Origin of the sequence: Chitinophaga sp. SYP-B3965 (assembly GCF_009647655.1) — a bacterium.
GTDB lineage: Bacteria > Bacteroidota > Bacteroidia > Chitinophagales > Chitinophagaceae > Chitinophaga.
Window position 1 is genome coordinate 716,324 of sequence record NZ_WJFD01000003.1, and the last position, 12,852, is coordinate 729,175.

The 12,852-nt window shown below is 45.8% G+C and carries 6 protein-coding genes; all 6 read left to right on the forward strand.

Annotation, left to right across the window (positions count from 1 at the left end):
* Positions 1-13: 13 nt before the first annotated feature.
* The 6 genes from GFS24_RS20615 to GFS24_RS20640 all read left to right on the forward strand — a co-directional run bounded on the left by GFS24_RS20615 (position 14) and on the right by GFS24_RS20640 (position 12,789).
* A complete protein-coding gene (locus GFS24_RS20615; RefSeq protein ID WP_153662713.1) occupies positions 14-1,249 on the forward strand; it encodes a S9 family peptidase in 1,236 nt (411 codons plus the stop codon).
* 90 nt (positions 1,250-1,339) lie between these two features.
* Positions 1,340-3,682 (forward strand): TonB-dependent receptor, encoded by a 2,343-nt coding sequence (locus tag GFS24_RS20620; protein ID WP_153662715.1) that lies wholly within the window; start codon positions 1,340-1,342, stop codon positions 3,680-3,682.
* A gap of 3 nt (positions 3,683-3,685) precedes the next feature.
* Positions 3,686-4,882, forward strand: a complete 1,197-nt coding sequence (locus tag GFS24_RS20625; protein ID WP_153662717.1) for a PepSY domain-containing protein — start codon at positions 3,686-3,688, stop codon at positions 4,880-4,882.
* Positions 4,883-5,141: 259 nt separating this feature from the next.
* Complete coding sequence (locus GFS24_RS29495; RefSeq protein WP_216647462.1) at positions 5,142-8,030, forward strand: triple tyrosine motif-containing protein; 2,889 nt, start codon at positions 5,142-5,144, stop codon at positions 8,028-8,030.
* Between the two features lie 246 nt (positions 8,031-8,276).
* Positions 8,277-11,357 (forward strand): TonB-dependent receptor, encoded by a 3,081-nt coding sequence (locus GFS24_RS20635; protein ID WP_153662719.1) that lies wholly within the window; start codon positions 8,277-8,279, stop codon positions 11,355-11,357.
* Between the two features lie 28 nt (positions 11,358-11,385).
* Positions 11,386-12,789 carry a RagB/SusD family nutrient uptake outer membrane protein gene (locus tag GFS24_RS20640; protein ID WP_173003136.1) on the forward strand — a complete coding sequence of 468 codons (1,404 nt, stop codon included), beginning with the start codon at positions 11,386-11,388 and terminating at the stop codon, positions 12,787-12,789.
* Positions 12,790-12,852 lie beyond the last annotated feature (63 nt).

Below are 12,852 nucleotides of genomic sequence, written 5' to 3' on the forward strand. Positions count from 1 at the left end.
ATTCACGGGATAAATGAAGCGTCGCAATTTTATAAAAGGGGTTTTTATTTTTATACTAAGTACTGCCCTGGCCGTTCCGGGTATCTCCCTGTCAGCACAAGATCCTTTCGCAAAGTACCAGAACAGCATCCCTGTAATAACAAAAGTGATCAGTGAGGATACTACAGATAATATTATCACCCGTAAAGTGGTCCTCAGTTCCAGGAACGGGCAGAATGCAGTATATGCCATTATCGCTTCCCCGTTGCAGGCAGGAAAATATCCCGGCATCCTTTTCCTGCACGGCGGAGGAAGTAATGCAGAAGGAATGCGCTCACGGGTTGAAGAATATGCAAAACGCGGTTACATAACCCTTGCGCCTGATCTCCCGGGAATTTGCGGTAATACAAAAGTTCCCTATTCTTCCGGAACATGGAAAACCAAAAACGGCGAAGCTCCCCGTTTCGATCTTTCCGAAGGCCCTCAAAGCAGCACACTCGCAGATGCCATCATTGCAGGACTGGAAGCATTTAACCTCCTTAGCGCGCAACCCAATATGGATGTTAAGAACATCGGCATCACCGGTTTCTCCTGGGGTGGCTACTCCACCACCATGCTGGCAGGCCTCTTAGAGAAAAAAGTAAAAGCAGCTTATGCCGTGTTTGGATGCGGATTCTACGATCTGGGGTCTTTCTGGAAAGAGATCATCCGCAAAATGCCGGATCAGGATAGAGCAACCTGGCTAACCCACCTGGATGCAGGCAGGCGGGCAAAACACATCAAAGCGCCCTACTTTATTGAAACAGGCACCAATGATACCTACTTCTGGCCGGAAGCCGTGATGGCCACGCTCCGTGAAATAAAAGGAACAAAGAACCACGCCTGGGTACCCAATTTCAATCATGTACAAGGCCCCAATGGAAGCCAAATGCAGCAGCTTTATTTCGATCATTACCTGAAAGGAATAGACCAGCCTTTTGGGAAAATACAGATCTCCCGCAGAAAACAGCAAGCCGATGGTACAGAAGAGATTTACATTTCCGTGAACCTCCCATCCGGCATACAGGCAGATTCCGTGAAAATTTATTACAGTGACCGTTCCGCAAACTGGCAGGCCCGTACCTGGCTTCCCCTGCCAGCACAAGCAACCAGCCCAAATACTTATAAAGCCGTCCTCCCCTCCACACTCAAAAACATAGACTTTTACGCCTACATGAAAGATTCCCGTAACGTAGTATTATCCAGCCTGATGTACGAAGCAGGAAGATGATTTTCCCCTTCCCGTAAATAATTTTCCCGATCCGACATTCCGATTTGGGAAAGTGGGGGGAGATTTGCATCCGCAAATACTGCTTACAACATGAGAACAGGGTTATTATTTCTACTATTTATCATTACCTATAATATATCATTCGCCAGAGAATCAGCGGATAAGGGCACCATCAAAGGAAAAGTGCTCACTACAGACGGCAAACCGGTAGACGGCGCCAGTATCCAGATAAAAGGGATACAGGGCGAATTCGTTTCCGGAGAAGATGGCGTTTTCAACGTGCAGCAGATCAGGACCGGCACCCATACATTAAGGGTTTTACTCATCGGATACGCTCCCGCCACCCTGGAAGTAACCGTAAAAAAGGACGAGGTAACACAAGTGACTGTACAGCTGGAAGTTACACATCAGCAACTCAACGAAGTAACCATCACCGCCGGTTACAACAAATTCAACAAAAAAGAAACGGACGACATTGCCCGCCTGCCTATTAAGAACATCGAAAATCCGCAGGTATATACCATCGTTACCAAAGAGATCATCAAGGAACAACTGGCCACAGACTATAACAGCATCTTCAAAAATATTCCAGGTGCCGGTGTACCCATTGTATATAATCAGGGTAGAAGCGCATTGCTCGCCAGGGGTTTTGTTACAGCCAATATGATCCGCAACAGTATTTCCGGTTTTGTGTATACGAATATAGATCCCGCCAACCTGGAAGTACTGCAAGCTATAAAAGGCCCTTCCGGCACACTCTTCAACAGCAGCCAGATCTCTTTCGGCGGCCTCTTCAACCGGGTCACCAAAAAACCCAATGAAGCCAGAAAAGGAGAGATCAGTTACTCTGCCGGCAGCTATAACCTCAACCGCCTCACTTTCGATGTGAACAGTCCGCTCAATGAAGAAAAAACGGTACTGTTGCGTGTAAATGGCGCTTTGCATTCTGAACAAAGTTTCCAGGATGCAGGTTTTACCCGCAGCCTGATGCTGGCCCCCAGCCTGGTGTATAAAGTAGACGACAAACTTACCCTCCTCCTGGATGTGGAAGCATCTACTTTCAATGCCACCTCTCCCATTCGTTATGCACCTGCAAAAAACGGGAAGATCAAAAATATTGAAGACCTGGGTATGGACCCTAAACGTTCCTTCACGAACAACTCGCTGGATTACGTAACAAAACAGTTCAATACCTTCGGCCAGATCAACTACCAGATCAACAGCCAGTGGAAGCTGCAAACCAATTTCACCCGCACCTTCTCTACCACCGTTGGTTATGTGAGCCAGTTGATAGGAATATCCGACAGCACTTTACAACCAAGCATACAAAAAGAGAACTTCCCCTACAATGGTACAGAGATCCAGCAGAACCTGATAGGTGATTTCAAGATCGGCAAACTGCGCAACCGCATAGTAGTAGGTTTTGACTTCTATAACCAGCGCAGCGACAGGAATACACCCACTGCTTTACTGCCCGTTATAAACTTCAAACGCCCCGGTGCTGCTTACAATAATATCAATGCAGACAGGGTGGACTCTATTGCAGCCACCGCCAAGTATGATATCTACCGCACCAATCAATCTACCTACAGCGTTTACGCATCAGACGTAATTAATATCACCTCCAAACTGAATGTGATGTTAAGCCTTCGTGCAGATCGTTATGTAGACAGAGGTACTTACCGTCCCGCATTCGATACCGCCAGTGGCGCATTTTCTCAGAATGCATTGTCTCCTAAGCTGGGTATCGTATATGAGATCGTGAAAGACAAAGTATCTATGTTCGGTAACTACATGAATGGTTTCAATAACATCACCGGTCAGAATTTTGAAGGAACTACCTTTAAACCTCAACAAGCCAACCAGTGGGAAGTGGGGGTAAAACTGGATGTGCTCAATCACAAACTCAGCAGTACCATCAGCTACTATAATATTGATGTAAGCAATATGACCCGCGTAGACCTGGACCACCCTGATTTCAACATCCAGGATGGTACACAGGTGAGCAAAGGACTGGAAGCAGAAGTGATCGCAAACCCTTTCAGCGGTTTCAATATCGTGGCGGGTTATACTTATAACGACAGCAAAATGACCCGTTCAGATAAAAGCATAGAAGGTTTAAGACCTGCCAGCTCAGGCCCTGAACACCTGGCCAATTTCTGGATGAGCTACCGCCTGATGAGAGGCGCCGCTAAAGGATTAGGTTTTGGAATTGGTGGTAACTACGGCAGTTCTTCCTTCCAGACAAACACGGCTACATTTGTATTTAATATTCCTTCCTACACCATATTCGATGCTACCGTTTATTACGATAAACCAACCTTCCGTTTCGGTGTAAAAGTAGATAACCTTACAAATGAAAAATACTGGTCACCCCGCCTGGCACCACAAATGCCAACCAGGGTTACCGCAAACGTTACGTTCAGATTTTAAAGGATGAAGAAGAAGAAACAAACGTTTAAAAATATCGTACGTCAAATACACCTCTGGCTCGGATTATCATCCGGGCTTGTGGTTGTTATAGTGGCCCTCACCGGAGCCATGTACGTATTTGAAGAAGAAGGCAGGCAATTGTTCCAGCATAAATACTACCACATCCCGGAAAGTAATATCAACATTCCCCGGCTGCCCGTAGATAAAATGCAGGAAACGGTCACCGCACGTTATCCTAAAGAAAAGATCACCAGCATCCGTTTCCAGGAAACAAAAGATGCTGCGTTCATCTTCTTCATGGAAAAACGATATGTATCTGTTGATCCTACCACCGCTCAGATCATTGGTGTAAGGAACAAAAATGCAGATTTCTTCACCGTGATCCTGAAGATCCATATGGAATTATATATGGGCGAAGTAGGCAAAGAGATCATCCGCTGGAATGTGCTGATCTTCTTCCTGATGTGTGTAAGCGGACTGATCTTATGGTTCCCGAAACAATTAAAGTTCTTCAAACAGGCCACCCGCATCAACTTTAAAACAAAGAATTACAAACGTCTCAACTGGGACCTGCACAGTGTGCTCGGCTTTTATGCCTTACTCTTCCTCACCGTTATTTCCCTCACCGGCATGTTCTGGGTTTTTGACACAGCAAAAGAAGTGGCGGCAGGAATATTCGGCGGCACAACAGAATATAACGCTAAAAGGAAACCCATCAAACCGGAATCAATGGGCCACTTCACCTTGCAGGATGCCTATAACGCAGCCACACAGGATTTCCCCGGCGCCAAAGAAACTTTCATCACACCGTATAATGATAAGGATGCCAACATCCGCATTACCATGCGGTACCCTTACAGCATTATCCGTAAACAGAATACGCTGTATTACAGTGCCAACACAGGTAAGCTGGTATTCTCCGAACTGTATAAAAATTATACCGGTTACGCTGCAGTAGCCAGAACTAATTTCGATTTCCACACTGGCCGGATCAGGGCTTTAGGCATAGGCAGCAAGATCGTTTATTTCCTGGTGGCTTTAATTGCAGCTTCCTTACCCATCACAGGTTTTCTCGTTTGGTGGGGAAGAAAGAAAAAGAAGAAATTACCTGCTCCTGCAAAACATAGGATTGTTAAAACAGTGAAGGTTTCACCAATGATAGAAAAAGAAGAAGCTGTTAAAAACTTCTCTGCGAATTAGCCTTCACTAACCAAAAGCCCCGGTGAACATCCTTGCCCTTGTTGTTGAACCAAAGCCGAAGACATCCCTTTTCAATATAATATGCTTTCCGGGAAACATCTCCTTCCCGTAGCAATACCGTTCTGGCAGGAATTTCTTCCCGCTGGAATAAGTGTTCAAACTTCCCCCAATCAGGTTGTTCTGATGACAGCATTTCATAAATATACGGTGAGTTATGTATATTCGTTGATAAAGGCCACATTCCACTAATCTAAATCGCGTGAAGAAGTTTGTTTCCACGATATATTCTCTGATTCTTTGCTTATGCGTTTATGGGCAAAATCAAACAGCATTACCACAGATCGTTAACTACCACAGCTACGATTATAAAGCGGGCGTGCAGAACTGGGCCATTGAACAAGGTCCTGATGGAATATTATATTTTGGCAACAGCGAAGGTCTCCTCTCATTCGACGGGAAATACTGGAGGAGATATCAATTACCCAACCAAACCATCGTCCGCTCCATTAAAATAGCCGAAGACGGAAAGATCTACGTAGGTGGCCAGGATGAGATCGGTTACTTCTTCCCAGACGAACAGGGCCGCCTGGTATATCATTCCCTGAAGAAATTATTGCCTCCCGCAGAAGATCATTTTCCCGATATATGGAACATTGCCATTTTAAATGAACAGGTATTTTTCCGTTCCAGGAACCAGATCTTTCAGCTGAAAGACGGCGTGATCAGTGTTTATAAACCTGCCACGAGGTGGGATTTCCTGGGAGATGCCAATAACCAGTTGTTTGCACAGGAATATAATAAAGGACTGGTGATCTATGACAACGGTGTCTGGAAACCTTACTGCAACGATCCCATCCTGGACGAAACACCTATCACCTCCATCCTGGAATACGGCAAAGATACCCTGCTGATCTCTACACTTAAAAAAGGCGTCTACTTCCTCCATAATAATATACTCACGCCCAAAACCACCAGTATAGACAACATCTTCACGCACGATCGCCTCTATTGTACCGTGAAAGTAAATGAGGACTGGTTTGCATTTGGCACCAATTCTTCCGGCATCTTCATTGTAGACAGGAATGGAAAACTCATCCAGACCTACTCCTACCAGGAAGGCCTGCAAAAGAATAATATCAGGTGTTTGCGCCTGGACAGGAATAAGAACCTCTGGATAGGACTCGACGATGGCATTGACCAGATCGCTATCAACAGTGCTGTTAAATATATCTACCCGGACAAAAAGAAACAGATCACAGGTTATGCTTCCCGCATCTTCCGGGACAGATTATATATCGGCACTTCCAACGGCGTGTATTCTTCTCCCATCGATCTCACCAAAAAGGACCTCAGTTTATCTGAAAGCGCTTTTACTGAAGTGAGTAATACCACCGGCCAGGTATGGAGCCTGGAAGAGATCAACGATCATCTGCTGGTGGGTCATGAAGATGGAGGATTTACCATTAATGGCAGCACCGCCACAAAACTCTATGCCGCAGCAGGGTCCTGGTTATTCAAACCAGCCTCCCAGGTTTTCCCTGCCGGCCATATTATTGTAGGTACCTACACCGGCCTCCGGCACATCAAATTTGATCAGCAGGATTTTAAAGATATGGGCCGCCTGGATGGCGTTTTTGCATCCCTCCGTTTCATCACCTTCGAAAGTAATTCTTCCACCGTTTGGGCCTCTCACCCAAATCAGGGTATCTACAGGATCCAGCTTTCGCCGGATTTCAGCAAGATCGTGAGCTCCCGGTTATACGACAGTAAATCAGGTTTGCCCGGTAATAATGGTAATTATATATACCGCATCAAAAACAGGATCGTCGTAACAGCATTAAGTGGTGTGTATGAATTCAACCCCTCCTCCAACCGGTTTGAATTGTCCCCCACGCTGCACCCCATCCTAAAAGACCAGGATATCCAGTACCTGCATGAGGACAAAGACGGCAACATCTGGTTCATCACTCATAAAAAAGTAGGGGTAGTTGATTTTCATAAACCCGCGGACGGCAAAGATTACTCCGTGGTGTATTTCCCGGAACTGAACGGGATCATACTCAGCGGATATGAATCCATCTACTCCTGGAATGACGAGAACATCTTCATCGCCGCCTATAAAGGCATCATTCATGTGAATTATAAAAAATACAGCAACCAGATCACCCAACCGGATGTATTCCTGGGGCAGGTAAGACTTTCTGGTCTGCAGGACAGCCTTTTATATGGTGGTTACGGCAATCGCAATACCACCGTGCAGCTGGGCAGCAAGCTCAACTCTCTTCATTTTGAATATTCCTCCACCATGTTTGAGCAGCTGCGGAACATTGAATTCAGCTACCAGCTGGTGGGGTTCGATAAAGAATGGTCTGCCTGGAGTACCAAAAGCGAAAAGGATTACACCAATCTCCCTCCCGGAAAATATACCTTTTCTGTAAAGGCCCGGAACAACCTGGGCAGTGAATCCGCCCCCATAAATTATACGTTCGAAGTACAACGTGCCTGGTATAACAGCTATTGGATCTACGGATTATACATATGCCTGCTGGCAGGGATCATCTATCTCGTATTCAGATGGCAGCAGAAAAAACACCTGGCAGAACAACAGCACCTCAACTATTTACACCAGCTGGTACTGGACAGAAATGAGAAAGAGATCATCAAACTGAAAAACGAAAAGCTGGAAACGGACATCAATTTCAAGAACAGGGAACTGCTCACCATGACCATCAACCTCGTACAAAGAGGAGAAGTGCTCACAAAGATCAAAGAGATCATTTCCTCCCTGATGAAAAAAGATACTTCTGACGATAGCTCCCCCGCCTACCGGAATTTATTAAAGCTGATCCGAGAAGTGGAAAAGAGCAATGAGGACTGGGATCAGTTTGCCATCCACTTCAACAATGTAAATATAGATTTCTTCAATACCCTCAAACAGGCCTACCCGGACCTCACCGCCAACGACCTGAAATTATGCGCTTATCTCAGAATGAACCTCTCCTCCAAAGAGATTGCCCAGCTCCTCAACATCACCCTCAAGGCTGTTGAAATTGCCCGGTACCGACTGAGAAAGAAACTACTACTACTCCCGGATACCAACCTGGCAGACTTCCTCACCCATCTCCCCAAAAGCCCCGTAAGCATCTAATAAATTGTTTATCAATCAATTAACCTACTGTTGTAGGGGCATTGTAGTGCTTAAAGTCCGTAGTGTTCAATTAATCTTTCCATTGTAGGGTTTAAGTAGTGGCCCATCAAAAACATTCAGTCTCTCTTCTCTCTATTTTTATTCTCCCGGTTAAATCTAGCTGGCGGCAACTCTTTTTTATTCCCACACTGACGTTAAAAATCTATTGATCCACGTAAAAATTCCTAACGAACAAGTCTTAATTCCATGATTAAAAACATTACAATTCAGCGCTTCAGGCAGCTGACTATTGCCTGTCTCCTTCTGGCAGCATTTGTGTTTCCCAACAGTCTCCATGCACAAGGCATCACTGTTTCTGGTATTGTAAAAGATGAGAAAGGAGAACTTTTACCGGGTGTAGTTGTCCGGGTTAAAGGAACTTCCACAGGTACTACCTCTGGTGCTGGTGGTAAATACTCCATTAATACCGGCATCGATAATGCTACACTTATTTTTTCCTTTATAGGATATGCCACCCAGGAAGTAGCCGTTGCCGGAAGAACTGGCATAGACGTTACCCTCGCTTCCAGCGAAAAATCCCTGGAACAGGTAGTAGTGGTAGGTTACGGCTCCATCCGCAAAAGCGACATCACCGGATCTATTTCCTCCGTTACCTCCAAAGAGATCAAAGCCATTCCGGCAGCATCTCTTTCTCAGGCACTGGAAGGAAGGGCTGCCGGGGTGAAAGTATCCCAGTCTTCCAATGCACCCGGTGGTGGGATGACCATCCGTATCCGCGGAGGTAACTCTATCCAGGGAGGTAACGAACCATTGTATGTAGTGGATGGCTATCCATTATATAATGAAAGCGGCCCCGCCATCAATCCTAACGATATAGAATCTATGGAAATACTGAAAGATGCATCCGCCACCGCTATCTATGGATCAAGAGGAGCGAACGGTGTGATCATCATTCAAACAAAAAGAGGAAGGGCCGGCAGGAACAACATCCAGTTCGAAAGTTATTATGGTGTGCAAACCGTCCGCAAAAAGCTGGACCTCCTGAATGCCACACAACTGGCCACCCTTGTAAATGATGGAATAAAAACGATAAACGCTGATAACCCAACAGGTCCTCAAAGACCCCTCACCTTCACGGATGCACAGATTGCAGCAATGGGAGCTGGTACAGACTGGCAGGATGAAATTTTCCAGGACGCCCCCATGCAAAACTATCAGTTGACGTTTTCAGGTGGTAGCGAAAAAACACAATACGCCATTTCTGCTAACTATTTTGATCAGCAGGGTATTGTGATCAATTCTGGTTTTGGCCGCGGATCCGTTCGTATGAACCTTGATCAGGAGATCAACAGCCGGTTTAAACTGAGCAGCAGTTTAACTGTTAGCCGCAGCAGAGGTAAATCTGTGAATACAGATGGAGATGGTGGAGCAGGTGCCGGTGTTGTTTATGGTGCACTCAATTTCTCTCCTACCGTTCCGGTAAGAGCAGCCGATGGTACTTACACCATCAACAACCGCCCCGGAGGTATCCTCATCAGTAACCCCGTGGCTATGGCCAATGAAACCAGTAACAATGCCACCGGCACCCGTTTACTGGGTAACATTTCCGGTGAATACAAAATACTGGAAGGCCTGGTGTTTAAAATGTTATGGGGCGCCAACATCAACTATAACAAAACCAATTTCTACCTGCCAAGAACAGTGTATTCTGGTTTGGCCGCTAACGGAAACGCATCTATCTATGCTACCCAATATGGCGAATGGCTGAATGAAAATACCTTAAGCTACAGGAAAACGTTCAACAAGATCCATAAGATCAATGTACTGGCTGGTTACACTTTCCAAACCGCCAACTTTGAAGATGTACGTGCCAATGCACAAAACTTCTCTAACGACATCCTGGTGTACAATAACCTGGGTACCGCGCAGCAAACCAATACCGGCACTTCCAACAAGAACGACTGGTCACTGCGTTCTTACATCGGACGGATCAATTATGACCTGAAAGAAAAATACCTTTTAACCCTCACCGGCCGGATAGATGGTTCTTCCCGTTTCGGAGAAGGTAACAAGAAGGCCTTCTTCCCTTCAGGATCTGTTGCATGGCGTGTTTCCAATGAATCATTCATGCACAATGTAAAAGCAGTAAGTGATCTGAAGATCCGTGCCAGTTATGGATTAACCGGTAACCAGGAAATTGGTCAGTACCAGTCACTGGGAGGATTAACCACACAGAACTATAACTTCGGTAATGTCCTCACTGTAGGCTATGCACCTAACCGGATCGGTAACCCCAAACTGAAATGGGAAACCACCGCACAGGCAGATATCGGTATAGATTTCGGTTTATTCAATAACCGTATCCAGATCACCGCAGACTGGTATCAGAAGAAAACAAAAGACCTGCTGTATAACGTATCACTACCCATCACATCCGGTTACAACACCTCCCTCCAGAACATTGGCAAGGTGAAGAACACAGGAACAGAGTTATCCATTAACTCCACCAACCTCACCGGCGAATTCCAATGGAACACCAGCTTCAATATCTCTTACAACAAAAATGAGATCCTGGACCTGGGTGATGTAACAGGAGATATCCCTTCCGGTGGCGCCAGCGGACACTTGCAATTAGGTAACTCAGGTATCTTACGCGTAGGCCAGCCAATTGGTGTTTTCTATGGCCTGGTAACAGATGGTATTTTCCAGAATGCGGATGAGATTTCAAAGTCTGCACAGAAAACAGCTAAACCAGGAGAACGCAGATTTAAAGACATTAACCCGGATGGTGTGATCAACTCATCAGACCGTGTGATCCTTGGCCATGCGCAACCTGATTATACTTTTGGCTTCACGAACAATTTTTCTTTTAAAGGATTTGACCTGAGCGTATTCTTCCAGGGAGTAGAAGGTAACAGCATCTTCAACCTCAACCGTTTTGAACTGGAATCACAAACAGGTGTAAGTAATCAGCTGGCCTCTGTACTGGATCGCTGGACGCCTACCAATCCAAGCAATACCATTCCCCGCGCCAGTGCAAACGGTCAGCCTTACCAGGTTACCAGCCGCCAGGTAGAAGATGGTTCTTACATCCGTCTGCGCAATATACAGCTGGCTTATAATTTCCCTGCCAACCTGCTCAAACGTGCCGGTTTAACCAACGTGAAGATCTATGTGAGCGCACAAAACCTGCTCACCTTTTCAGACTACTCCGGATACGATCCTGAAGTAAGCCGCTTTGGCCAGGACAATCTCAGTCAGGGTACTGACTATGGTAGCTATCCTGCTGCTAAAATATTCCTGGTGGGTCTTAATATCGGTTTGTAATTAAAAGAATTTATTAAAAATGAAGATCATGAAACGTATTCTCTATATACTCGGACTGGTGGCGATTGGTGCAACTTCCTGCGGAAAACTGGAAGAGATCCCTCAGTCTTTTATTGCCCCGGAAAATTTCTACAGAACAAAGAACGATGCCATTGCTGCAGTAAGTGCAGCCTACGCACCTGTTCGTAATAATGGTTTCGTTACCCGTAACTATGCCATCCTGGGTGAGGTGACTACAGACAACATGTTCCCGCTCCCCAATAATAACGACCGTGTTCAGTTGGACAACTTCGTGCACACGCCCACCAATGCTATCCCCCGCGAAACCTGGCAGAACTTTTATCAGGGCATCTCCTACAGCAATTTCGTGATCGATTACGTTCCAAAAATTGACATGGATGTTGCCTTAAGGGACAGGCTCGTTGGTGAAGCAAAATTCCTGCGCGCTTTCTATTACTACCACATGGTACGTTTGTTTGGCGATGTTCCACTGATGACCACAGCCCTGGCCGCACTGGACAAACTCACTTATCCCAAACGCACACCTAAAGCTGATGTATACGTACAGATCATTGCAGATCTGAAAGACGCCGAAGCTATATTACCACCCGCTTACACAGGTGCTGATCAGGGCCGCGCTACAAAAGGAGCCGCACAGGCATTCCTGGCCAGCGTGTATTTAACACAAAAGCAATACCAGCTGGCAGCTGATAAAGCAGGTGAAGTAATGACCACCACCGCATATGGTTATGGTCTCTGGGATAATTATCTGGATGTATACGATATCAAAAACGAATTTGGTAAAGAAGCCATCTTCGATGCACAATTCGTGAGCGGCCCTGCCGGACAAGGTGGTAACCTCATCGCCTTCTTTGCACAGGAGAATAATGCAGTAGGCGGCAGAGGATTCGGTTCCTTTCAGCCTACACAGGAGCTCTACAACAGCTTTAATGCAAATGACCTCCGCCGCGCTGTGTTCTTCACCAAAGGAACAGACAATAAATTCTATTGTAACAAATGGATAGATGCGGATTCCAAAGCAGAAAACCAATCTGATAATAACTACCCGCTGATGCGTTATGCAGAAGTAGTACTCACTTATGCAGAAGCATATAATGAAGTGAACGTACCTGTTGACGACAACCCGGCTTACAAAGCAGTGAACAGCATCCGTAAAAGAGCAGGATTGACTAACCTGGCAGGTTTAACGCAAGCACAACTGCGTGACTCCATCCTGAACGAACGCAGACTGGAACTTTGCTTTGAAGGCCAACGCTGGTTCGACCTCGTACGCACAGACAAACTGGTTACCACCATGTTAGCCAAAGGCTCTGTAAATGTTAAAGCTTTCCACGTCCTATTCCCTGTACCACAGTTTGAAATCGATTTGAATCCAAACTTGAAACCTCAGAACACGGGTTACCCGCAATAAGCTGAGCTAACGTTTAATTCTAAAGGCTGATTGATTTATTCAATCAGCCTTTTTTTACTAAAT

Coding starts and splice junctions, on each gene's coding strand:
- GFS24_RS20615 (WP_153662713.1), top strand. CDS start 14: ATGAAGCGTCGCAATTTTATAAAAGGGGTTTTTATTTTTATACTAAGT.
- GFS24_RS20620 (WP_153662715.1), top strand. CDS start 1,340: ATGAGAACAGGGTTATTATTTCTACTATTTATCATTACCTATAATATA.
- GFS24_RS20625 (WP_153662717.1), top strand. CDS start 3,686: ATGAAGAAGAAGAAACAAACGTTTAAAAATATCGTACGTCAAATACAC.
- GFS24_RS20635 (WP_153662719.1), top strand. CDS start 8,277: ATGATTAAAAACATTACAATTCAGCGCTTCAGGCAGCTGACTATTGCC.
- GFS24_RS20640 (WP_173003136.1), top strand. CDS start 11,386: ATGAAACGTATTCTCTATATACTCGGACTGGTGGCGATTGGTGCAACT.